Raw genomic sequence first — 24,441 nt, forward strand, 5'->3', positions numbered from 1 at the left:
TTTGCCCTGGAGAATCTCCCTAGGGCGAACTGTGAATGTTAGGGATAGGTTAAAAAAAGTTAGCTCAAGGGGGCATCTGGTCGTAGTGCCGGAAAAACTAAATCCGTCCTTAGCACAATACGGTACTCGTAACGGGGTCAATATCCCGGACAAGAAGAATGTATCAATTTTTCTGTACCATCTGAATGAAGCGATTAAAAAGTCATTCATGTTACAAGATCCATTAGTCAATAGTCATTTGCAAAACTAACAAATGACTGCTGACTAGTGAATAATGTATATAAATTGATTCACAGGGAAAGCGGATGATGCAAGTGTTATCGACCAAGAGTGGTGCTACTACTAACAAATTACTGTCTCCGGGGAAACTCATTGTTTTAACAGGTCCTAGTGGTGTCGGAAAAGGCACTTTAATGCGATTACTTCTTTCGCGTCATCCCGAACTCAATTACTCAATATCTGCTACTACCCGTCCTCCTCGTCCGGGGGAAGTGGACGGCAAGGACTACTATTTTATTAGCCGCAGTAAATTCCAGCGGTTAATCGAGGAAGGTGAATTTTTGGAATGGGCAGAATTTGCCGGTAATTTATACGGTACTCCTCGCAAGCCAGTAATTGACCTAATGGAGTCTGGAAAGTCTATATTGCTTGAAATTGAATTGGAAGGTGCACGACAAATTCGTGCGGCATTTCCCGAGTTGCTAAGTATTTTTATACTTCCGCCAAATTTTAACGAGTTGGAGAAGCGGATACGCGGTAGACAAAAAGATTCCGAAGATGCTATATCCCGCCGTTTGAAGCGTGCTAAGGAAGAAATTAATGCTGCTTGTGAATTTCACCTTCAAATCGTGAATGACGACTTAGAAACCGCCATTGGTGATATTGAGAAGGCAATGTTTTCGGACAGTGACTTATTTTAGATTGCCGCATAGCATAAATAAAGGACACGAACCAAGACCTAAAAGTCTTTGTTTGTGTCCTTCTTTTGCTTTTACGGTTGTTAAAAGCTTATTCGTGAAAAAACCTGAAACTGCTATATCAACCGAATAAACCTTGGATAAATGCGAGGTTACTGGTTAAAAAGTAAGCTGTTACTGCACCACCAATACCACCAATCAGAAAAGCACTAGCAAAATTGTTCCAGCCTTCGGTTGAATTGAAAGTAATAGGTGGGTTGGGAACAGTTACCGTAGCAACTGGCTTATATGGATTGCTATTAGCGTACATAGATAAGCAAGCAGTGAGAATCACAACTAAGCCTATTGTGGAAAGTAAACCAGCCAAGTTTCCAGATGAAGCATTACGCAGTGGTCCTAGTTTAGCGAATGGCCCGAATAAAAAGTAACCATGAGCCATACCAACTTCCAATCCTCGTCTGAAAGGAGTCAAATCAGGACGATAAGCCGGTAAATTCCTGATGAACCACTTGCTTAGAGGAGAAGAATTAATTGGCGTTTCTAGGTTGCCTAACTGCGGGTTGCCTGCTGCTGCAAAAACAACTTCTTGATTTCTAGGATCGCTAGAATTATTTTTGGATGAATCTGCTTTTTGGGCCATATTTGTCATATTTTATTTTTACCTCTCAAATTACTTGATATTTTTCTCCATCTTAATAATTGTATTCGGAGGAGATTTTTAACAGTAATTTTTAGAAAAATTAATAAATATAAAAATTATATAAAAAATATATAAAACCTATATAAAACTAGCTTTTACCAGATGAGGCAAAAGCTAGTTTTAGAACAAATCTTGACTGCATAAATAGGGGTTTTTTCAGAGCTAGAAGTTACTTAGTAACGGCTAACTCTAGAAAAAAATTTGTTTTATACCCAATTTACGGCAGTGGATGGAACAATAGGTCGGGAAAAATATAGTTGAATACAATCAACAAAACCGCAATAAATATCAGCTTTGCAAAGAGTAAGACTGGTGCAAGGGAAAGAAACCTTAAAAAATTACTTTGCTGCATGAATTGTTGCTCCCAAAAAATAAACAGCTGGTTAATCGATGTTAGATGAGTAGATTTACGCACCTGCTGGCATTAAGAAGAATCATTTAACAGACAGCTAATAAATCAACAATTAATTAGAAATAATCTATTATTAGCTGGTCTTTTGAATAGCTAAGGTAGCTATTAAATGTTCTCTTAACTAACAATTGCTACTAGCGGGGAGAAATAGGAATTTCTTCATCTTTTGCAGTCAATTCACCCGAAAGCAATTCTTTGATTGCTGCGGCGGGCCAAGCAAACCCAGAAAGCATTAGTGGCAATGCTGTAGGTACGTCAACAATGATTTCCTTCATTTCAGCATCTTTTTCACCTCTAACGGCTTGGAGGTAAGAACGACCTACCCAACCAATCCAGCCAGCAATGTATAGAAACAGAATGCCAGGAATGAGGAAGTCACCGGCACGGCTCAAACGACCGTCAACAATCAAATGAGGTAAACCCTCTGGACCGCATAAAGCCTGAGAATAACGCTCAAAACGTTTTTCTCCACTATTTGGGTCGGAAGTGGTGTTGCGGGCGGCCGCAGCACGCTGTTGGAAAGCAGGAGATTCGCTGCATGGTACTAGGTCAGCACCTAGAGAAAAAGCTGGTGGGGCGAAGTTAAACGCCAAACAAACAGCTAAAATTAGAGCAAACAAGCGTCGCATGAAATTGTTTCCTTTTATTACGAAACAAAAATTTTTTGTACAAAACGAAGCGGCTTGTACAAATTTAAATTTGTCTAACTAAGAAGCGATCATACTCTTGATACGTAAACTGAGTAAAGTTGAAGTAAATAAAAGTTAAAGCTTCTACAACAAAATTTTTATTCACAGAATCTGGATAGATGCCAACCGTTTTAGCAATAGAAACTAGCTGCGACGAAACAGCCGTAGCAATTGTTAATAATCGTGAAGTTCTTAGCAACATTGTTGCTTCGCAAATTTCAGTTCATAAAAATTATGGTGGGGTAGTACCAGAAGTTGCCTCCCGATTACATTTGGAGACGATAAATGAAGCTGTAGCCCTTGGTTTAGAAAAAGCACAATTGGATTGGGGTGAAATTGATGGTGTAGCTGCAACTTGTGCTCCTGGATTGGTGGGAGCGTTATTGGTAGGCTTAACTGCCGCTAAAACTTTGGCAATGGTAAATTCCTTGCCATTTTTAGGAGTTCATCACCTCGAAGGTCATATTTATGCTAATTATTTGACCGAAACAACCCTTCAGCCTCCGTTTTTAAGCTTGTTGGTTTCGGGAGGGCATACAAGCTTAATTCACGTTAAGGATTGCGGCATGTATGAAAGTCTTGGAAGTACGCGCGATGATGCAGCAGGGGAGGCATTTGATAAAGTAGCGCGATTGTTAAAGCTAGGATATCCAGGTGGCCCAATCATCGATCAACTAGCTCAAAAAGGAGATTCGAGCGCTTTTAAATTACCAGAAGGAAGAGTCTCTTTACCTGAAGGAGGCTATCATCCTTATGACACGAGTTTTAGCGGGTTAAAAACGGCGGTATTGCGACTGGTACAGCAGTTAGAACAAAAGAATCTGGAAATACCTGTGGCAGATGTTGCAGCCAGCTTTCAGAATACTGTAGCTAGAGCGCTGACAAAAAGAGCCATAAATTGTGCTTTAGATTTTGGCTTAGATACTATTACCGTGGGTGGTGGAGTTGCAGCTAACAGCGCTTTAAGAGAGCATTTAGTCTCAGCAGCACAGACTCATAACCTGCGAGTCCTATTCCCTTCTTTAAAATTTTGTACTGATAATGCTGCCATGATAGGTTGTTGTGCGGCAGATCATCTTTCCAGAGGACATACTTCTTCTTTGAACCTTGGCGTTGAATCAAGGCTTTCGCTAAGTAGAGTTATGGAATTGTATCGGTGAAAGGTGGCTAGTTAGGAGTTAACAATTACCAATTACCAATTACCAATTACCAATCCCTATTTGATAATAGAGCGGATACGGTCAGCGACAATATCTGGCTGTTCTAACATTGCTAAATGTCCGCAGTCGGGAATTTCGATCACGTTGTCGCCACAGGATTGAAAAGAGGGATGAAAGCTGGCTAAATGGCGAACATACTTCGGTTCCATGACTTTATCTTCGGCACCTGCTAAAAAATATACTGGTTGCTTTAGTTGAGATACTAATTGAGGTAGATAGTTTATTTCTTCTTCTGTTGTAGAGTCTAGTAACATTCCTAAAGCAGCTTGGGGATCGGCGACTAAAAAATCAATGATTCGCTGACGCGCCCAATGGCGTTCTAAGGGACTGAAGACAGAATTTCTGGCAAATAACAAGTCAATCAAGGGTATCTGAGACAACCATCTGGGACGGAGTTGTAAAAATCGTTCTCCTGCGGTACGAAATTTTTCAAAGGCTTCTTTAAGATAAATTCCACCACCAGAATTTATACAAATTACTCCTTTAACTTTTTGAGGCATTTGTGCTGCTGCCCATAAAGCAATAGTGCCGCCAAGGGAATGACCAATTAACCAAACATCATCTATATTTAACTCCTCGAGCAGCAATGCTAAATCATCTACATAGGCTGCGGGAGTGTATAAAGAATCAAAGGGATTAATCGGAACTTTACGTCCCGTAACAGTTAAATCTGGAGAAGTGCGATTAGCCAAGCTAGATGCCTTCGGCATATCGCCAGCCTCTTCTATTTTTTCTGCAATCTGAGATTCTCCAAAACCTCTCAAATCATATGAGAGACACCTCATATCTGCTTCTAGCCGCTCGATGGCAGGTTGCCAATACCCACGGCTGTTAAGCCAACCGTGAATAAATACTAAAGTGTGTTCTGCTGTTGCGGCACCCGTTATCTCATATGAGTGGGGAACGCCGAAGATTTTGATAGTTGCCTTCTGCATAGCTCGTACCTTAAGGACGAAAGCGATAAAAAAGCTTTGTTAACAAAAATTTTGAGATAAAAAACGAAACGTAACTAGAGCCATATACAAACATGCTTGCTTTTTTTAGTTTCGCAGTTATTCAATCGCCTAATTTTATAGTTCCACATATGAATAAGATTCATCTACCAAGAAATCTCCCCCGCACGCTTTCGGCAATTTTATGACCTAAATATTCGGGAATTAAGCTTTCATTTGGTCCTAGTAAATAAAGAATCAAGCGGGTGCGCCCTCGCCAAACTAACAGGTTAGCGTTTACTACAAGCAAATCCTCAAGCCACATAGCGTACATAACTTTATAGAATAATCCGGGTTGGTTGTCAGCCTCAATAACTAAAGCCGGTAAATGAAATACAGGATCTACATAAAATTCGGTTTCTACTTTTTCCAAACCAGCATCAAGGTTAAACTCTACTGCCAGCATTTCCTCTACCTCAAAACGTCCTCCTAAAGCTTCGCGAATTGCACGACAGGCATTTTCTGCTGTCTTTTCTGAAAGGGCTTTACTACCTCGAGATACGATGAGTTTCATGAAAACCAACATTGGTGGCTTTATTTGCCCGTACAAACTTAAACTATGAATAGTAAGTCCGTAAGCTGCCAGGACACCAAATATATCGCTGAGTAGAAAAGACTGATTGCGGTAAGCGAAATGTAAAGCACTTTTACCACCTTCAGGTTTCAACTCAATAACGGCACGACTGGTTTTATAAAGGCGATACGCTAACCGCAAATTTTGCAGTTGAATCTCACTGCTCACAAATTGCTCGTAAAACTGGGGAAACGACTTATTAAAGCGTTTGAGTAATTCCAGTGTTGATGTTTTTAAACCAGAAGCCATTTTTAAATATAAGACTTGCTTGTTGTGAAAATTGATACTCTAACTAGAGATAGTAGAAATAAAATGTCCCAGCATTTTACAAGTATTCCGAGCAAAAACGCTGCCTTGTTTACTAAAGTTGGCGACACCGATGCCTGAATATTCTAGGAACTGTAAGCGTTTTGAGCCAAAAATATAAAAAATGATATTGTCCTCTTTCAAAATTCTAAGGCAGTACTGTATAAAACTAATTTTTGACCAAATGGCAGTAGCTTTTGGTTAATTTTTCCGCCTTGTCTGTCAACAAGATGCTAAAGTTGAAAATAATTGATGTTAAACACGTTTACTCCTTGCTGGCTTTGTCTATCAAACTTCGGAAAACTAAAAAAAGTTTTTTGTTGTGGATGCAGGATAATTGCTAGGGTTGAATTAACGTGTAAACCGTCTTCAGTTATACTACCCGAACCAGGCTGGCATGGGTTTTTGGAAAACTTGGTTTAATACTAACGATGGAGTCGTTACAACTAAAACGACTCATGGACTTGAAGAACATACCTCTACTAATTCTGGAGGCAACTCCAACAGTAGCGGCGATCGCATAGTTTTTAGTACGGAGCGAGATATTGACCTTTATGAGTTAGAAGAACTTTGTGACGCTGTAGGCTGGTCTCGTCGTCCTTTAAGAAAAGTAAAGAAAGCTATCGAGCATAGTTTTCTCGTAGCCACTATGTGGCAAGTGCGAGGAAACAGAAGAAGACTTGTTGGCTTTGCTCGTGCGACTTCAGATCACGCCTTTAATGCCACTATTTGGGATGTAGTTGTTCACCCTGACGTTCAAGGGAAAGGAATGGGCAAGGCATTAATGAAATACGTACTCAAGAAACTTAGAAGTGAAGACATTAGTAATGTGACTTTATTCGCCGACCCCCATGTTGTAGACTTCTATAGGAATCTGGGTTTTATGTCCGACCCGGAAGGTATCAAAGGAATGTTTTGGTATCCTCATTAATCGGATTTTCTAGAAAGCGACAAAATACTTTTATTTTAAAGCTTATATAAGGCTAGCTAATATTAATGATCGAGAATAAGCCTTAAATTCCGCGTTTGAAAAGGCGCGGAATTACCATTACCATCGTGCCCAATTGTAAAGTTAGATTCCAAAAATAGATTATTCTATTTGCCATAACTGCAGTAGATGTGATAGTATTATTGATAGTACCGCTTAGTTAATATAACTTACGGGATGTAGCGCAGCTTGGTAGCGCGCCTGCTTTGGGAGCAGGATGTCGCAGGTTCAAATCCTGTCATCCCGATTTTCAAAATTAATGTTGAGTATAACTTTAGGACTATTAATAGTTCTAAAGTTTTTTGATTATAAGTGTCAAAAAATCAAAATAAAGTTTTTGCAATCAAACATTACTTATTTCCGTGCAGTTTAAGTAATAATTTTTTTTAAATGACTAGTGATTACCCCGAGGAAAATATACTTATTGCAAGGAAGATCGTGCTTTACATTGGCACAAATGAAAGTAACATAACTTTAATTAATCAGAATTATATTTTGAAAAAACGTGTAAAAAATAACTAATATTCTAGTCACTATATGGAACGATTAGATTTTTTTTAGCGTCAAAATTATTCAGGAAAAGCAATAAAATGGCATTTGAGATATTTAGAAGCTTAGAAGTAAATTTTCACTTTTGTGCTTTAAATATATCTGTAGTCGGCACCTTGCCTTGTTCTTGATTAAAATATTGGATGAAACTTGGCTATTAAGCTAAGTTACGCAGTTAAAAAAGCTCTTGAAGAGACTATAACTATAAAAAGTCGGTTCAAGCTAATCTTACCCAACTCGGCTTGTTTGAAATATTGATGCTAGGAGAAGTCATGAAATCATTAGTTCGCTGGGGAGCAACGTTAGGTTTAGTGGGGAGTACTCTACTAGCAACTATCACGAGCGGAATTGCTCCAGTAATCGCATTATCAGAACAACAAATCAAAAATAAGCTCGATAATATACCAGTATGGTTGATTACCAACCCACAAGGTTTGCCATTGAGCCGTCCTATACCCGAGCAAAATGGTAAGAAAACAAGTAGTTCTGTAACTGGCGTTTATATGAGCAAACAAGAAGCTCAAGCCTTTATCAGTGACTTACAGAAGGTAAAAGATAAAGATCCGAAGATGACTCAGATGGTGAAAAGCCTACAAGTCACTCCCGTACCTTTAGGAGTCATTTTCCAGCAAGTGCAGAAAACCAAGAATGAACCAAACCGCTTGTTATTTGCCTTTAAACCCGTTGACAAAGAAGTTAAGGGGGCAATGACATTATTGAAAAAAAGCGGTCAGCAGGTGAAACAGTTTAGAAGCGTACCCGTTTTTATTGTGAGATTCGCACCAGATAAAAGCTACGTACCAATTAAACTAGGAGAGCAAAAAGCCGAACAGGAAGTAGTGCCTTTGTTCTTTAGTATGCAAGACGCAAACAATCTACTAAATCAAGTCAAGCCAAAATTTCCCAAGGCTGATATTCAGGTAGTAGATGTAGACGGTATACTGAATACTTTGCAAGAGAAAAACGATCCTTGGCTTGATAAAGTCGTGTTTTTCCCGAATCCAGAAGCTAGGCAATACATTCAGAAACTTCCCAAGCAAAACGCTCCTAGCTCTGCACCTGCAAAGAGAAGATAGTACGTTAAGTTTTTTTAAAATCAACAGATGGCGGACGAACGGCAGCTACAAGTATCTGGTATAGAACTCTCACAGTGGCGAGATGCTGCGATATCGGCTGCTGCGTCCGCTAATGTTTCTTGTGCTGAGGTAGATTGGTTATTACAGGAAGTAGCTGGGTTAGATTCTTTAGCGCTACGGATTAGTTCTTTCAAAGAAAAACCTCAAATTCAATTGAAGTTACCGCTACAAGAACTATCAAAACTTTGGCAGCAAAGAATAAACGAAAATCTTCCGGTACAATACATCGCAAAAAATACTCCTTGGCGACATTTTAATATTAAAGTTTCACCTTCAGTTTTAATTCCCAGACCAGAAACCGAATCCATAATTGACTTAGTAACAGCCGCAACTGCTGACAACTCAAAAATTATCCAAGGACATTGGGCGGATTTGGGTACCGGCAGCGGAATAATAGCTTTAGGATTAGCTACGGCTTTGAATGAAGCAATAATTCATGCTGTGGATAGTTCCGCACAAGCGCTTTCTATGGCTAGAATAAACGCTGAAAATAATGGCTTAAGCAATCGTATTAAATTCTACCAGGGTTCTTGGTGGGAGCCATTGAATTTTCTTAAAGGTGAATTTAGCGGCATGGTATCTAATCCCCCTTATATTCCTACGAATACCTTGCCCAAGCTGCAACCGGAAGTATTTAAGCACGAACCCCATTTAGCTTTAGATGGAGGTAACGATGGCTTAGAATGCATCCGCCATTTGGTAGATACTTCATCTGACTATTTAAAGCCTGGTGGAATATGGTTAGTTGAAATGATGGCAGGACAAGCAGATAGAGTTACTCAAATGTTGAACTCAAACGGTAGCTATAGCAAAATTGAAATTCATCGCGATTTAGCCGGAATAGAGCGTTTCGCCCTTGCTTATAAGAGGTAGAAGTTAGGAATGAAGAGAAGTTTAGTTTATATTGTTAACTGATAACTACTGGTAACTTATAGCTAATTAATGACACAGGTTTCTATTGCTGAGTTGGTAGCGGGAGTAAAACAAGGTAAAGTAATTAGCTTCCCTACAGATACAGTTCCCGCATTAGCAGCTTCACCTGAAAATGCAGAGTCAATTTTTACAATCAAGCAAAGAAGTACAAACAAGCCGTTAATACTTATGGCAGGGGAATCAGAGCAAATATGGAATTTTGTTAAAGGCAGTGACTTAGAGTATGAAAATTGGCAGCGCGTTGCGGATAAATACTGGGGTGGAGCGCTGACTTTGGTACTGCCTGCATCGGCTGCCGTACCGTCATGCATGAATCCAAATGACCCTACTACAATTGGGGTTAGGGTTCCTAAAAGTGATATTGCTTGCAGTATTTTAGCTAAAACAGGTCCTCTTGCCACTACTAGCGCTAACTTATCCGGAAAGCCTCCTTTACAAACTATGCAGGAAATAGAAGCATCGTTTCCAGATGTATTAACTTTAGCCTCAGCAGCATATGATAGTAACACCCCTGCTATCGGTATTCCTTCCACTGTGGCGAAGTGGGATGGTAAGGGATGGCAAATTTTACGCCAAGGAGCAGTTAATTTAAATATCTAATATTAAATATTAAATCGTCAGTATAATTATAAATTTAGTTATTAATTTAGTTATTAATAATTGTAGTTAAACTCTTGCACCTTCTTACTGCTATAACTCTTTAAGTTTTACTGAGTATTTTTCTTAGCTTTAAAGCCGCCGAATTTATCCGTGGACTATACTTTAGTGAAGCCCCTAATTTATGTTTATGGGAAATCAATTACGAATTATACTTACTTTATAGATACCGGCAATAACAGCATAACTTATTTTTCTACCTCCCTATAGTTAGAATCAGGAATGTTAAAAAATTATTGTTCGATTGCGGTTTAATCATAACCGCCATCAATCTTATTTTATATAAAGTTTGAGTAACCGATAATTATTAACGATTAAACTAGACAAAGCTTTGCCCAAGACTGTTTCAGACAGGAGAGCATAGTTTATATTAAGCCTAGCACTAATAAATTTTAACTAAGAAGAGGGCATGTTTTATATTGATGAGGTAGATTGGGACGGGTAGATATGCCCATTCCATAAGAGTTTTATAATATAAAGCTGTACCTCATTTATCTGCAAAGTACTGTATTTAGGAATGGAATTGCATAGTGTAGCTTTGTAATCAATTAAGAAGTTGATAATATTTAGAAGAAATTATGGATTGGAATAACTGGATATACTTTGGAAGCGGATTAGGATTAGGAATAGTTACTTGTCGGTTTTTGCTAAACAAAAATATTTCTAATCAATTATTTGTTTCCGAACCAGAACAAGAAAATAAGCAGAATATATCAGACTTATCTCAACGCATGAGAGAAGTTGAATTGGCTTACCATATGGCACGCGAAATGAGTCAGTTTAAAGCCGGATTTCTGGCACGTACTACTCATGTATTGCGATCGCCCCTTAATGGTTTAATTGGGTTGCATCAATTAATCTTATCGGATTTATGCGAAAATCCAGAGGAAGAACGGGAATTTATTGGTCAAGCTCACGAACGAGCTTTACAATTATTAAATCTTATTGATGAAATACTTCATATTGCCAGAGCAGAACACGGTAATAGTAAATTGGATATTGGTTCTTGCTCTTTAAATAAAATTTTACTTGAAGTATATGAGTTAACCTACATGCTGGCTGAAAATCGTAATTACCCGTTTGATATATCGTACTCAAGCGAGGAAATTTATGTTTTGGCAGATCGTCGTTGGTTAAGACAAATATTAGTCACGTTAATAGATACTGCTATTTCTAATATGGAGGAAGGTACAATATCTGTTTCTGCGAAAGCTGATGATAAAAATAATGTTGCCTATATTTGGTTGGATGTACCTCGCGATGCCATTCCTTCTAGCGAACCCATAGATTTAATCGAGTCGGAAGACAATAAAAAAATGGACGAGCAAGAAATTGAGCTAATCCAAAGAGGAATGAAGCTATTACTAAATCAAACTCTAATTGAAGTTATGGGAGGAAATCTCGAAATAGTTTCATATCCCGAAACAAATAGAAGTGAAAATTTGTCCAGGCTGCAAATTTCTATCCCTCTAGAAACTCAGTTAGCTGAGTTACAGCATTGAGACTATCTAAATTTGTAAGATTTGAACGATTGTATATCACCATCGTTGTAGAACTATTCTGCTCAAAACCAATTTTCTCGTAAAATCTTTGCTGGTGAGTAGTCATTAAATAGACACGTTCCACTTTACTCATCCGGGGATGACTCAGAACCGTTTCTACTAATTTACTACCGAGTCCAGTTCCACGAAAATCTGGGTGAATTACAACATCCCAAATAGTTGCACGATAAACACCGTCACCTGTTGCTCTAGCAAAACCAATTAATTGCTGTTTATTCCACACAGCGATGACTGGCTCGCTATTTTTGATGGCTTCTGCTAAATCCTCTAGATTTCGCTCTTTTGCCCAAAAAGCGCCTAAAGTAAACAGTTTCTGTAATTGCACTATGTCAATTTTTGATTTTGCATCGCTAAATAAAATCTGAGAATTATTCATGTATCGTAACCAGATAGAAGTTTTATTGTGCTGTTATAGCAAGCTTTTTCTTAGTGTCGCAAAGCTCTCTAGTTTTCTGGGGTTTAATCAAAAGCTGTAAACCGATATTTTTCTGTTTCTTTTCGCATAATCCTTAATAATATTATATAAAACTAACATTTTGAAAATAAAAATTCATAATAATTAATATTTTTATAGTCAATTAAAATTAATTTATAAAATTAAATTGTAAAAACTAAATTATAAAAATTATTTACACACCCATTTCCATAAAGGATGAGAAGAACCCTTTCTTTGGATTCGATAAACTTGCTTTTCCAAACGCTGCTTTTCCACTGCTGGCATCCCAAACAATATATTACGACTTTGCCAAATTAAAACAGCAAGAGTCATGCCCATGCACAAACCCAAACCAGCAGCAGCAAAGGGGTGGAACAATAAACCATATCGAACTGAAGCCCAAGTGAAATATTCCTGCAACAGTTCAATTTCTGCGCTCAATTCCAACAAACATAAAGGTGCTAATGTTAGCCACAAAAATCCAACTAACAGCCATCGCCCGTAAACCGTAAGCCTATGCAGTTTTTGCACCTGTTGAGTGAAAGATGGATCGGAAGATGGTTGTTCTATTGGAGCCATAAGCATCAGAAGATAAATAATGGGTAACGGGTAATGGGTAATAGGTAATAGGTAATAACTTAGAAAAAGTAAATTTATGCAGGATTTTAATATTCTTTTCTTATCTCTTACCTGATATTCCTATTACCACCTACCTATTAACCACTTTTTGCAAATAATTGTTAGCTGTTGACTGTTAACTGTTCGTTATTTCCACCAGCAGGGGGAGGATCTAATTTTTCTTGACGTTCGCGCCACCAAGCAAGAAGCGTGCTAGCGATAAAGATACTAGAATATGCTCCTGCTAAGAAACCAAGAATCAGCGCTAAAGCAAAGTTTTTTAGGGTTTCCCCGCCGAATAAAAAGATTGCAATCAATGACAGTAAAGTTGTCAGCGTAGTATTTATAGATCGTGCTAAAGTTTGATTTACCGCATCGTCTACAATTTCAACAATAGGACGATTGGGATTCACTTTTAAAGTTTCCCGGATGCGGTCGTAAATTACTACGGTATCGTTAACCGAAAAACCAGTAATTGTGAGTAAAGCAACAATAAATAAGCTATCTACTTCTATACCAAACAGCAATCCAAATATCGAGAATATTCCTACCGTCATTAAGATATCGTGGAAAGTCGCAACAATGGCAAATATTGCGTAGTCCTTCTGAAATCTAATAGACAAGTAAATTATAATACCAGTAAAAGCAACTATCAAGGAAGTGATTCCAGAGTTAAATAACTGCCTTCCTAAAGTCGGCCCAACAGTATCAATTTGACGTTTCTTGGAATCGAAAGTACCGATTTTTTCGCCTAAAGCATTTTCTAGCTGGGTGCGTTTTTCGACATCTAAGGTTTTGGTACGAATTAACACACCGTTATCTTCACCAGTTTCTCTATCGGCAATCAGTTGGATGCTGCTATCAGCTAAATCCTGAGATGCAACAACTTCCCGGACTAGGTTGATATCTACTGGTCGATCGCAGTTATTGGGCAAATTACAGTCCCGTTCAAACTGCAATCGCGTACCGCCGACAAAGTCCAAACTAGGACGTAGTGGTGCCCCAATTTGCTGCCAAGACACCAACATAGAAATGATGCCAGCTAAAACGATAGCTCCGGAAATACTCCACCATAGAGTTCGCGATTTATTAACACTTATTTTCATCTGGCAGCCTCTGCCTTATTTGAAGTGGGCAGGTTGGGACAGAAAAGTTCTGGCTTGCGTATTGAATCAATTCTGATTGCTAAAAACATTAACGTGCGGCTACAAGTTACTGCTGTAAACATACTAACTGCCACCCCTACAGCCAAAGTTACGGCAAAGCCTTTGACTAAGCCAAATCCCAACCAAAACAGCGCTGCACAGGCAATCAGTGTAGTGACATTACTATCTAAAATACTAGACCATGCTCGGTAAAAACCAGATTCAACTGAACGATAAAGTGATTTACCAGCTCGTAATTCTTCCCGAGTGCGCTCAAAAATAAGCACGTTAGCATCAACCGCCATACCAATACTAAGGACGAAACCGGCAATACCGGGTAAAGTTAAAGTTACGCCAAGTAAAGCAAAACAAGCCCAAGTTAGAAGGGCGTAAATTACCAAAGCAATATCAGCAATAATTCCTGGCAGTCTGTAATAAACTACCATAAATATTAATACTAAAATTAAACCACCAACACCAGCGTAAATACTGCGTTTAATGCTGTCTAATCCCAATGTGGCACCGACTGTACGATTTTCGACAATTTCTATTGGTACTGGTAGCGAACCACCCCGCAGTTGTACTGCTAAATCTTGAGCTTGTTGTGCTGTAAAATTACCTTCAATTACAGCATTACCGCCAGTGATTCCTGTGTTACTCCATTTTATTCCGACAGAAGCAGCACTAATTAATTCATTATCCAGAAAAATACCAATACTGCGTCCCGTACCTGCCAGATTTTTGGTTAATTCTGCAAATAACTTGCCACCTTCTTGATTAAATTCAAGCCCTGCACTCCAACCCCGCGCACCTTGCTGGGGGTTTAAAGGATTGGCATTATTTAAATATTTACCTGTTAGCGGCTTTTCTAAACTTTCAAATAATTCAACGATCGCTTCTTGGTTAATCTTCAGATCTTGTTGATTTTTTTCAATAGCCGCTTCATCTCTTTCTTCAGCAGCAAGTAATTCTGCCTGTTGAGCTTTGAGCTGCTCGCGATTGGCTCTTAAAGCAAAAACCTGAGTTTCCGTCCCCGGTTTTTGAGTTTTAAACTCTAATTGTGCCGTACCACCTAAAACTCGTTCGGCTTGCGCTGGATTATCAACACCAGGTAGCTGAACCAAAATTTTATCGCTGCCAGCAGTTTGAATTACGGGTTCGGAAACTCCAAGTCCATTAACTCGATTACCCAAAACCGTTTGCACCGCTTCTAATTCCCGTTCACCTATCTGCTTAATTTCAGGAGTCGTCTTAACTTGAATAGTCAGTTGCGAACCCCCTTGCAAATCTAGCCCCAAAGGCACTTCAATTGTTGCAATTACCGTCACTGCGGCAATTACCAAAACAAAAATCAAGGCTAAAAACAATCGCTGTTTTTGCATACCATCCCCAAAAAGCGCGACAAACGCTATAATAACGTTTCTTTATCTGATATGAGTGAAGAGTTATTAATTAATGGGCATGGGGCATGGGGCATTGGGCATTGGGCATGGAGAAAAAAGATAAAATTCCAATTACCCATTACCAATTACCTATTACCCATTACCCTATTAACTTAAACTCGTGCTGAAACCATTTTTTCTACTGCTTCAACAATTTGTGCTGGTTGAACAATTGTCAGATTTTCTAATTTACCGTTGTAAGGTGTGGGGATATCTTGAGAAGAAAGTCGCAGTACGGGGGCATCTAACTCATCAAACAAGCGCTCGTTGATTGAAGCGATAATTTCTGCTGCTATACCGCCGGTTCTCATGCATTCTTCTACAATAATGACTCGATGAGTTTTACGTATAGATTCGCCGATGGTATCAAAATCTAAGGGTTTTAAAGAAATTAAATCGATAACTTCTGGGTCAAAACCCGATTTTTCTAAAGTCTTTACGGCTTGCATTACATGATGACGCATTCGCGAATAAGTTAGGATTGTGACATCTTTTCCACTTCGCACAACTTCTGCTTTATCTAGTGGCAGTAAGTACTCTTCTTCGGGTAAATCTTCTTTTAAGTTATAAAGCAGCACGTGTTCAAAGAACAGTACTGGATTGTCGTCGCGAATAGCAGATTTTAATAAACCTTTAGCATTGTAAGGTGTAGAACAAGCAACAATCTTCAACCCTGGAACAGCTTGGAAGTAAGCTTCTAAACGTTGGGAATGTTCTGCACCTAGCTGTCTTCCTACTCCACCTGGTCCGCGAATTACTAAAGGTATTTTAAAGTTACCGCCGGAAGTGTAGCGCAACATCCCGGCATTATTAGATATTTGGTTGAAGGCTAATAGCAAAAAGCCCATGTTCATGCCTTCAATTATCGGTCTTAACCCGGTCATTGCAGCACCTACTGCCAACCCAGTAAAGCTATTTTCAGCAATGGGTGTATCTAATACTCTGAGTTCCCCATATTTTTTGTATAAGTCTTTGGTAACTTTGTAGGAACCACCATAATGTCCTACGTCTTCACCGAGTACCATCACGGTTTTATCTCGTGCCATTTCTTCATCGGTGGCTTCCCGCAAAGCATTAAAAAATAGTGTTTCTGCCATTAGATCAAAAATTACAAATATTGTTGAATGAATCTTATCGCGTCTCCTAAAAAAATACGGTAAAAACTGCACGGCTCGCGCAAAAATACCGAAAATTTTAGAAGTAAAGATGAATAAACCACTGCATCGTATTGAATTATATAGCCTTTATTCAATAGAAGATGACACTTTGAGTTAAAGCAGGAATTAGATTTACATCTTGTATATTTAGCACATACCAGCTTTAGAGATTTTTTTCAACTGTAGATACGATTGCTTGTGTTTCAATATACTAAATTTAGTATTCCAGTACACAATTATTTCCAAAATTTCCCACATTTAAAAATTAGTTGTTAATTAATTGAAGACTAATAACTATAAAATCTCATGGTAATTTTTGCCGTTCGTAATGTTGTTTGGTTATAGTCAAAAGTCATAAATGAACAGTAGTAAAATTCTCAAACAAACAAAAACTCCAGCGTCATAATTCACTGATAGAGCTAAAACGCCGGAGATAAATTTTGACTGCAATCAGAGTTGCTTAACCGCTAAAAATACGGCTACATTCAACAGATAATTACGCTAAACGCACTAAAGAAAAGAGCTAACAAATAACTTTCCTGATTATTTATTCTACAAAGAATTTTAGGTGATAATTCTCTTTGTAAGAATATCGGCTTCTCCTGACTAATAATAATTTAGTGGTTAAAAGAAACTGTTGAATCTTCTACAGAAGTTACTTGAGTTACGCTCTTTTCAGACTCGCTTGCTCCAGAAGTTGTAGGAAGCTGACTCACGGGAAACCTTCTTGGCCTTCCCGGTTTACGCTTATGCCTTTGGTTAATAGATTTTTCACTTGCTTCTGCTAACTCTTCTGGCGTGCATTTAAATAGGCGCAATGCATCCCAGTACTTTTTCGGTGTCATAGTTGGCTCGGTTCGCCCAGCTTCCCAGTTGCGAACACTTGTTTCACTGATTGCAAGCCTGAAGGCAACCTCTGCACGGCTGAGTCCCGCACGTTCTCTCAGGACTTGCATATCCATATCTCAATGCTCCCTTTTTAAAACTCATTAATTGGATTTATTAAATCAATTGACGTAAAAATGCCAACTGAAAATTCTTTGTTAACAATATTATTGTATAGGACATTGTATACCCGTATAGCAATCTAACCATACTGCAATCTTCTACTTTCTTCGATCTATTTATTTTGCAATATCTATAAAAAGGTAGATGTGGTAAATATGATTATGCTTATTCAACTATTTACATTAAACTTCTGCTCATCAATATGCGAATAATAATAATTTTTTGTTATACAGTCAGTTTGTTAATACTAATTTTTTAATTCAATTCTAAATTAATAATTATTGATATCTCGACGCAAAGTTTAACGTCGAGATATTGCGTTTAGAGTCAGCACCACAAATTAATCCTGGTGTTTTTTTCTGCTTATTTCAGCCATCGTGCGGCATCTTTGGCATGATAAGTCAAAATTAGATCGGCACCAGCACGTTTGAAGCTAGTTAAAGTTTCTAGTACAACTCGTTCTTCGTCGATCCAACCATTGATGGCTGCGGCTTTAATCATAGAATACTCCCCAGAAACGTTATAAGCAGCAACAGGAAGATGGCAAGCTTGCTTAACTTGCCAAATAACGTCCATATATGACAAAGCAGGTTTGACCATTAGCATGTCAGCCCCTTCGGCAATATCTATTTCTATTTCTTTGATTGCTTCGCGGGAATTTCCTGGGTCCATTTGATAAGTTCGGCGATCGCCAAACTGCGGGGATGAGTCAGCCGCGTCGCGGAACGGTCCGTAATAGGCAGAAGCATATTTCGCAGCATAGGATAAAATCGGCGTATCTTGGAAGCCTGCTTCATCCAAACCTTCCCGAATAGCTTGTACAAAGCCGTCCATCATTCCGGAAGGAGCAATGATATCCGCGCCAGCTTTTGCTTGGGATACTGCGGTTTTTTTGAGCAATTCTAAGGTGGGGTCATTTAAAACTCTACCGCTTAAATCGCCCACTTCTAAATAACCGCAGTGACCGTGACTGGTATATTCGCACAAGCAAGTGTCGGCAATGACAATTAAATCCGGTACTGCTTCTTTGATCGCGGTAGCAGCTTTTTGAACGATGCCGCAATCATGCCAAGCTCCTGTAGCTTCTACGTCTTTATCTTCAGGAATACCAAATAAAATAACTGCTGGAATTCCTAAATCGTAAACTTCTTTGGCTTCATCAACAATTTTGTCGCAAGAAAGTTGAAAAACTCCCGGCATCGATTTTACTTCATTGGCTACACCTTCACCGGGTACCGCAAACAAAGGATAAATTAAATCGTTTGTATTCAATACGGTTTCGCGTACCATCCGACGTAATTGAGCATGGCTACGCAGACGGCGAGGACGATGAGTAGGAAACATAATTTTTTTAAACAGTAAGGAAAACTTTTACAGACAGAACCCAAAGCGTCACAACTGCCAAGCAAGATTGCACTTGAGAAGGGCAAACTGCAAACAGCGCTTAACTGTCCTATGCCCTACTGTCTGAGAAGATGTGGGGCAATTTTGTATTGTACAGCTAGCTTTATATATATCCTATAAAAGCTTGAAAAAACTATATTGAAAAAATTATTTAAACAACTGATTCAAACAGTTAAGAAAAATATAGTTATCAAATGAAATCTAGTTAAGACTGAAAACTATTTTGTCAATAAATTTTTATAAATTTTTACTCATTTCCTTGGCAAGCAAGGAGCAATAAATCTGGAGGAAGAAGGATACTTATCTTTTTCTTCTAAAAAATATGTGTTAAATTCTCCAGCTTCGTAGGGTTCCTTCCGTTGTAGTAAATGGCGGTAAAATCCCCATTGCAATTCCAGCCTTCTTTCCTCTTGCTTCGTTTAATATTTTTATTCACAGCTTAGCTAAATTATTGCTCAAATAAAATAGGCTTAAGCATGTAGCTGTACGCTTAATGCTTAAGCACAAATTTGATTAATATCCTTGAAATTTTCATAACGTTAAGATGGCGCTTTTTTCACAGGCTGACGACATCTATAATCATTAGTTTTATATCTCGGACTAAAAAGTAATGCTTCCGGAAGCTTGGAAAGCGTTAGTTTGTAAATGCTGTAATGCTATTAGTACATGAAGCCAATTCGCCAAAAATTAAGTAGGTCAGTGTGAGGAGCAATAAGTGAGAAGATTGTATTTTTGACTTTTGCCTATTGTCAGGAATTAGATTTACGCATGGAAAGCTTCTGATTGGAGAACCAAGATTAAACAACTCTAAATATGAAAGGATAGCGAAAAGCTTTCTCCGACTCATTTAAAACACTATACAGTGCCCAAATAGTAAGTCCCCAATGGACGACAAACCATAAACCCAATAGAGGGGCAAGTAAGCCAAAAGTAACCCAAACCAGCGCAGTTATAATTAGTCCACACAACCAGACATTTAAATGGAAGTTGAGAGCTTCTTTTGCATTTTCTTTGACAACTGGATCTTTAACGGTAAAAAGTATAACAATAGGAACGGCAATAGATACAAATGTGAAGTTAAAAAAAATCGCTCCATGACAAAGTGCTGATAAAAGCTTTCTACTGTCGGTGTCGTACATTTTCTCCTCCCCTGATGTTGAGCTTTTGAATTATATAACGAACCGATTACCTTGATAGTTGTCTTAAGATTAAAAGACTTCTGCTAATCAAAGAAAAACTATTGTTTTAGTTAGAATACAATCAAACAAATACCTTATGTCAACTGAACTTGAGAACGAAATTTACGAAGAAGTTGAACGTCGTCGCAATTTTGCCATTATTTCTCACCCAGATGCTGGTAAAACTACTTTGACTGAAAAATTACTTTTGTACGGGGGTGCTATTCATGAGGCTGGTTCTGTAAAAGCTCGAAGAGCGCAGCGTAAAGCTACTTCTGACTGGATGGCAATGGAACAGCAAAGGGGTATTTCTATTACCTCAACAGTGTTACAGTTCGAGTACAAAAATTGTCAAATAAATTTATTAGATACTCCCGGACACCAAGACTTTAGTGAAGATACATATCGAACTCTGAGCGCTGCCGATAATGCGGTGATGTTGATTGACGTAGCAAAGGGCTTAGAACCGCAAACGCGAAAATTATTTGAAGTTTGTAAAATGCGGGGTATCCCAATTTTTACTTTTGTCAATAAACTTGACCGTCCCGGAAGAGAAGCCCTAGAACTTTTAGATGAAATTGAGCAAGAATTAAATTTACAGACTTATGCGGTAAATTGGCCTATCGGCATGGGCGACCGTTTTAAAGGTGTATTTGACCGTCAGGAACAAAAAATTCACTTGTTTGAAAGAAGTGCCCACGGTAGCAAGGAAGCGGCGAATACGATAGTTGACTTGGGTGATGCCAAAATTGAAGAACTTTTAGAACAAGACCTTTATCATCAACTCAAAGATGATTTGGAACTTTTAGATGGAGTCGGTCCCGAATTAGATATAGATTTGATTCATCAAGGCAAAATGACTCCGGTGTTTTTTGGCTCGGCGATGACTAATTTTGGCGTGGAATTATTCTTGCAGAATTTTCTCCAATACGCTCTTAAGCCTGGTTCTCACTCTAGTAGCTTGGGCGAAATTCCTCCAACTTATCCAGATTTTTCCGGATTTGTGTTCAAGCTACAAGCAAATATGGACCCCAAACACCGCGATCGCGTTGCTTTTATCCGCGTATGTACTGGTCGGTTTGAAAAAGATATGACGGTGAACCATGCCCGTACTGGTAAAAACGTCCGTTTATCCCGTCCGCAAAAACTTTTTGCTCAAGAGCGAGAATCCATTGATGAAGCTTATCCGGGGGATGTTATCGGTTTAAATAATCCCGGTGTTTTTGCAATTGGCGATACAATTTACACTGGTAAAAAATTAGAATATGAAGGCATCCCTTATTTTTCACCAGAATTATTTGCCATTTTGAGAAACCCCAATCCTTCTAAATTCAAGCAATTTCAAAAAGGCGTAACGGAATTGCGCGAAGAAGGAGCAGTGCAAATCATGTATTCGGTAGATGAATCCAAACGCGACCCAGTTTTGGCTGCAGTCGGTCAGCTACAGCTTGAAGTTGTACAATACCGTTTGGAAAATGAGTATGGTGTAGAAACTCGTTTAGAATATTTGCCTTACAGCGTTGCTCGTTGGGTTGAAGGTGGTTGGGAAGCTTTGGAAAAAGTGGGACGTTTATTCAACACTACTACCATGAAAGATAGTATGGGAAGACCCGTACTGTTGTTTCGGAATGAATGGAACACTTCTCAGTTAAAGCAGGATCATCCAGAGTTGAAATTAAATGCGATCGCTCCGGTATCTGGAAAAACTTTAACTTGAAAATGACAGCACTGTTTATCTGGTAAAAATTGCTGTGGCAGGCTAAAATATCTAGCCTTGGGTTCTGCCTTGCAGGTGGAACCCCCATCAATCTTAGTTTTCTGTGGAAATGTATTTGAGCCGCGCTCGATATTTTATTTTTTGGATCTTCCTAAGCCCTGATAATATCAGCCACATTTGCACGATATAAATATGTAAGTATTTTTAAATACGTTTGGCGAAAGAGTATCTATGTCTTCACACTCCAAATCATCTCTGAAGGACGGCTTAGCTGCCCTAAAAAAAGAAGATTACCGCACGGCAAAAATCATCTTAGAAGATGTTGCAGCTAGGGATGATGATACCAATAAAAGCTTGCAAGCCCAAGTTGGCTTAGTAGTGGCTTACTCCCGCAGTTCGGAAATTGAAATGGCGATTGCAGTGTGTGAATCTCTTGTTGAGAGTAATAATTCTCAAGTTAAAGAGTGGGCAGAAAAATCTTTAAAACAATTAAGAAAAAAGTATCCTCATAAAAATACAGAATTCCACCCTACAGGATTTGTTAGCTTTGAATCACCCGAAGAGCAAATAGAAGCGGCACCGGAAGAATCAGTTTCTTTGTCTACCCCTCCGCCTCCGCCGCCTCCGCCACCTCCACCTCCGGCTCCCGGCTTTGTAAACTCGCAAGCAATAAATCCTTCATTAAAAGAAGTTCCCGAGCAAACGAAAAAAAAACATTCGGGTGAGGCGATAGTACTTGCAAATCAAGCAAAAAATAAAATTCCAGATATTAACTCTAATATTCATTGGCGGTTGGCAGGAAGAGCCAAGGTATGGCAACCCCTGCCAAAAGCAAAGTTGATTAAATCTATTCGCTTGCGATTGTTGGGCATTGGCACCTTAGTTGCTTTATTGTGCGTAGTCAGGGCATTGCTACAACTTGCAATGGATTCAATCAATAATATTTTAGTTTGGCTTCCATTTTTAGAACCAATACAGCTTTTATATAATGACCCTACTTTCTTATTACTAGGTACATTTTTAATACTGTTAGTTGCTGCACCATGGTTACTTGAGTTGCAGCTACGTAAATTTTACCAACAAAAGACTTTAGATAGAGAAACTTTAAATACATATTCTCGTGAATCAGTGCGGGTTTTGCTACGCTACTGTCAACCGCGAGGGTGGCGTTTACCGAAATTAAGAATATTGCCATTTTCAGCACCAATCGCATTCACCATAGGTCATTTACCCCGCACAGCTTGCATTGTAGTTAGTCAGGGACTTTTAGAACAACTTGAAGATGATGAAATTGCCGCCGTAATTGCTTCTGAGTTGGGACAAATAGCTCGTTTAGATTGTGCTGTCATGTCTGTAATCCTATCGGTAACAATTCCGATTTATCAACTATACGAATTTATTGCCGAACAAAGCGATAACATATCTAATCGTATTGGCGGTACAGTTGTAGGAATCATTGGTAATATCATTTACGGAATTTGGTGTTTGCTGACGGGAACGGGCTTGTGGTTATCCCGAAGAAGAGTTTACTTGAGCGATAGAGTTGGTGCCGAAGTTACTGGAAACCCCAACGCTATGATTCGCGCTTTACTAAAAATTGCTATTGGTACGGCTTCGGATATAGCGAAGAAAAAACAAACACCATACGCCTTGGAAAGTCTCAATCTATTAATACCAGTAGGTCACCAACAAAGTTTATGGTTGGGTAGTATCGCTCCAAATACGACCTTTGAATCATTGCTAATGTGGGATTACCTCAATCCTTATCGCCAATGGTTTTTAATCAACAACAGCCATCCCTTAATGGGAATGCGTTTGCAAAAATTATCTCAGCTAGCTCGTTACTGGCACATCGAACCCGAACTGTATCTGGAAAATCAGCAGTCTTTAAAGGTAAAACGTCAGCCATTTTTACTACAAATTGCTCCTTTCTTGGGTATTTTGATTGGTGCAGCCTCAGCCTTACTTTTTTGGCTGGCTTGGCACACATTATTCCTGCTGAATTTTATTAATCTCAAGTGGATATACGATAACTGGCAATTTGTTACTGGTTTTATGCTTATTGGCTTTAGCATCGGTAGTGTATTTAGAATAAATTATTTGTTTGCAAATATCGATGCCAAAACTGCTAGCACTTCTGAAGCGTTAGCAGAATTATTGACAAACCCAGCTAACTTACCAATAGACAGTATCCCTGTGAGATTGTCGGGAAAATTATTAGGTCGTCGCGGTAGCAGCAATTACTTGGCACAAGACTTGCTTCTGCATGTAGACAATATTCTGTTGAAATTGCATCATGTTTCCTGGCTGGGACAATCTGTTAATGCTCAAGACTTTGTCGGTAAAACAGTTTTCGTTACTGGTTGGTTGCGAAGAGGTGCAACACCTTGGTTGGATATTCAAACTTTAAAAACTCAAACTGGCAAAATGGTCAACAGTCCCCATCCTATTTGGTCTACCATTTTGACTGTAGCTGCTTTTGCTTGGGGAGCTTACATAATTCTGACGGGGTAATCCGTTATAGTTATTGATTACTTTTTTCTCTATTCAGCCTCCCTCAATCGGCAATCACGAATATTTTTGTTAATTTAAGTTGCGAAATATCAAACAAAGTGTTACATTTATTTACAATAACTAGTGCAACGTCTAAGGATGAAGCATTAAGCTTCATTTATTTACAAGGCTTTTTGCGCTGTTATCT

Annotated in this window: 22 protein-coding genes and 1 tRNA gene; 10 read left to right on the forward strand and 13 right to left on the reverse strand. The window is 38.7% G+C overall.

Translation table 11 applies throughout. The features are described from left to right. The first annotated feature begins 305 nt into the window (after positions 1 to 305). Positions 306 to 920 carry a guanylate kinase gene (gene gmk, locus RIV7116_RS07725; RefSeq protein ID WP_044290810.1) on the forward strand — a complete coding sequence of 205 codons (615 nt, stop codon included), beginning with the start codon at positions 306 to 308 and terminating at the stop codon, positions 918 to 920. A gap of 118 nt (positions 921 to 1,038) precedes the next feature. Here the strand turns inward: gmk and RIV7116_RS07730 are convergent, their stop codons facing one another. From RIV7116_RS07730 to RIV7116_RS07735, 3 genes are all read right to left on the reverse strand, one after another. Next, positions 1,039 to 1,557: a photosystem I reaction center subunit XI gene (locus RIV7116_RS07730; protein ID WP_044291591.1), complete on the reverse strand. Its 519-nt coding sequence runs from the start codon at positions 1,555 to 1,557 to the stop codon at positions 1,039 to 1,041. Between the two features lie 277 nt (positions 1,558 to 1,834). Beyond that, positions 1,835 to 1,969: a Photosystem I reaction centre subunit IX / PsaJ gene (locus RIV7116_RS34750; RefSeq protein WP_015117732.1), complete on the reverse strand. Its 135-nt coding sequence runs from the start codon at positions 1,967 to 1,969 to the stop codon at positions 1,835 to 1,837. A gap of 194 nt (positions 1,970 to 2,163) precedes the next feature. Continuing rightward, positions 2,164 to 2,658 carry a photosystem I reaction centre subunit III gene (locus tag RIV7116_RS07735; protein WP_015117733.1) on the reverse strand — a complete coding sequence of 165 codons (495 nt, stop codon included), beginning with the start codon at positions 2,656 to 2,658 and terminating at the stop codon, positions 2,164 to 2,166. Between the two features lie 179 nt (positions 2,659 to 2,837). Here RIV7116_RS07735 and tsaD point away from each other — a divergent pair, with 179 nt between their 5' ends. Then, a complete protein-coding gene (tsaD, locus tag RIV7116_RS07740) occupies positions 2,838 to 3,878 on the forward strand; it encodes a tRNA (adenosine(37)-N6)-threonylcarbamoyltransferase complex transferase subunit TsaD (RefSeq protein WP_015117734.1) in 1,041 nt (346 codons plus the stop codon). A gap of 56 nt (positions 3,879 to 3,934) precedes the next feature. On the opposite strand, the gene RIV7116_RS07745 is transcribed toward tsaD, so the two are convergent. Both RIV7116_RS07745 and RIV7116_RS07750 read right to left on the reverse strand, forming a co-directional pair. Then, positions 3,935 to 4,873, reverse strand: coding sequence for an alpha/beta fold hydrolase (locus RIV7116_RS07745; protein ID WP_015117735.1), 939 nt, complete (start codon positions 4,871 to 4,873; stop codon positions 3,935 to 3,937). A gap of 160 nt (positions 4,874 to 5,033) precedes the next feature. Then, a complete protein-coding gene (locus RIV7116_RS07750) occupies positions 5,034 to 5,753 on the reverse strand; it encodes a hypothetical protein (RefSeq protein WP_015117736.1) in 720 nt (239 codons plus the stop codon). Between the two features lie 454 nt (positions 5,754 to 6,207). On the opposite strand from RIV7116_RS07750, the gene RIV7116_RS07755 reads away from it, so the two are divergent. From RIV7116_RS07755 to RIV7116_RS07780, 6 genes are all read left to right on the forward strand, one after another. After that, positions 6,208 to 6,741 carry a GNAT family N-acetyltransferase gene (locus RIV7116_RS07755; RefSeq protein WP_015117737.1) on the forward strand — a complete coding sequence of 178 codons (534 nt, stop codon included), beginning with the start codon at positions 6,208 to 6,210 and terminating at the stop codon, positions 6,739 to 6,741. A gap of 230 nt (positions 6,742 to 6,971) precedes the next feature. Beyond that, positions 6,972 to 7,045, forward strand: a tRNA-Pro gene (locus tag RIV7116_RS07760). A gap of 574 nt (positions 7,046 to 7,619) precedes the next feature. Beyond that, complete coding sequence (locus tag RIV7116_RS07765; protein ID WP_015117738.1) at positions 7,620 to 8,423, forward strand: Tic22 family protein; 804 nt, start codon at positions 7,620 to 7,622, stop codon at positions 8,421 to 8,423. Between the two features lie 27 nt (positions 8,424 to 8,450). Further along, the gene (gene prmC / locus RIV7116_RS07770; RefSeq protein ID WP_015117739.1) at positions 8,451 to 9,356 is read left to right on the forward strand and encodes a peptide chain release factor N(5)-glutamine methyltransferase; all 906 of its coding nucleotides are present in this window, start codon (positions 8,451 to 8,453) and stop codon (positions 9,354 to 9,356) included. A gap of 69 nt (positions 9,357 to 9,425) precedes the next feature. Beyond that, entirely contained in the window at positions 9,426 to 10,016 is a 591-nt protein-coding gene (locus RIV7116_RS07775) for an L-threonylcarbamoyladenylate synthase (protein WP_015117740.1), read from the forward strand. 635 nt (positions 10,017 to 10,651) lie between these two features. Beyond that, positions 10,652 to 11,575, forward strand: a complete 924-nt coding sequence (locus tag RIV7116_RS07780; RefSeq protein ID WP_015117741.1) for a sensor histidine kinase KdpD — start codon at positions 10,652 to 10,654, stop codon at positions 11,573 to 11,575. Here RIV7116_RS07780 and RIV7116_RS07785 read toward each other — a convergent pair. The 8 genes from RIV7116_RS07785 to RIV7116_RS07820 all read right to left on the reverse strand — a co-directional run bounded on the left by RIV7116_RS07785 (position 11,535) and on the right by RIV7116_RS07820 (position 19,984). Beyond that, entirely contained in the window at positions 11,535 to 12,011 is a 477-nt protein-coding gene (locus tag RIV7116_RS07785; protein ID WP_015117742.1) for a GNAT family N-acetyltransferase, read from the reverse strand. The two genes, RIV7116_RS07780 and RIV7116_RS07785, sit on opposite strands and share 41 nt — an antisense overlap. Before the next feature lie 249 nt (positions 12,012 to 12,260). Then, positions 12,261 to 12,650 (reverse strand): hypothetical protein, encoded by a 390-nt coding sequence (locus tag RIV7116_RS07790; protein ID WP_015117743.1) that lies wholly within the window; start codon positions 12,648 to 12,650, stop codon positions 12,261 to 12,263. A gap of 161 nt (positions 12,651 to 12,811) precedes the next feature. Continuing rightward, positions 12,812 to 13,795: a protein translocase subunit SecF gene (gene secF, locus RIV7116_RS07795; protein WP_015117744.1), complete on the reverse strand. Its 984-nt coding sequence runs from the start codon at positions 13,793 to 13,795 to the stop codon at positions 12,812 to 12,814. Further along, positions 13,792 to 15,216 carry a protein translocase subunit SecD gene (gene secD, locus RIV7116_RS07800; protein ID WP_015117745.1) on the reverse strand — a complete coding sequence of 475 codons (1,425 nt, stop codon included), beginning with the start codon at positions 15,214 to 15,216 and terminating at the stop codon, positions 13,792 to 13,794. Before secD ends, secF begins: the two co-directional genes overlap by 4 nt. A gap of 173 nt (positions 15,217 to 15,389) precedes the next feature. After that, positions 15,390 to 16,373 (reverse strand): alpha-ketoacid dehydrogenase subunit beta, encoded by a 984-nt coding sequence (locus RIV7116_RS07805; RefSeq protein WP_015117746.1) that lies wholly within the window; start codon positions 16,371 to 16,373, stop codon positions 15,390 to 15,392. A 677-nt stretch (positions 16,374 to 17,050) separates the two neighbouring features. After that, positions 17,051 to 17,395 (reverse strand): DNA-binding transcriptional regulator, encoded by a 345-nt coding sequence (locus tag RIV7116_RS07810; RefSeq protein WP_015117747.1) that lies wholly within the window; start codon positions 17,393 to 17,395, stop codon positions 17,051 to 17,053. A 409-nt stretch (positions 17,396 to 17,804) separates the two neighbouring features. After that, positions 17,805 to 18,785 carry a porphobilinogen synthase gene (gene hemB / locus RIV7116_RS07815; protein WP_015117748.1) on the reverse strand — a complete coding sequence of 327 codons (981 nt, stop codon included), beginning with the start codon at positions 18,783 to 18,785 and terminating at the stop codon, positions 17,805 to 17,807. An 857-nt stretch (positions 18,786 to 19,642) separates the two neighbouring features. Next, positions 19,643 to 19,984 (reverse strand): DUF4870 domain-containing protein, encoded by a 342-nt coding sequence (locus tag RIV7116_RS07820; protein ID WP_015117749.1) that lies wholly within the window; start codon positions 19,982 to 19,984, stop codon positions 19,643 to 19,645. A gap of 136 nt (positions 19,985 to 20,120) precedes the next feature. On the opposite strand from RIV7116_RS07820, the gene prfC reads away from it, so the two are divergent. Then, complete coding sequence (prfC, locus tag RIV7116_RS07825; protein ID WP_015117750.1) at positions 20,121 to 21,740, forward strand: peptide chain release factor 3; 1,620 nt, start codon at positions 20,121 to 20,123, stop codon at positions 21,738 to 21,740. A gap of 231 nt (positions 21,741 to 21,971) precedes the next feature. Then, positions 21,972 to 24,254 (forward strand): M48 family metallopeptidase, encoded by a 2,283-nt coding sequence (locus tag RIV7116_RS07830; protein WP_015117751.1) that lies wholly within the window; start codon positions 21,972 to 21,974, stop codon positions 24,252 to 24,254. Positions 24,255 to 24,441: the final 187 nt, after the last annotated feature.

This window comes from Rivularia sp. PCC 7116, assembly GCF_000316665.1.
Classification (GTDB): domain Bacteria; phylum Cyanobacteriota; class Cyanobacteriia; order Cyanobacteriales; family Nostocaceae; genus Rivularia.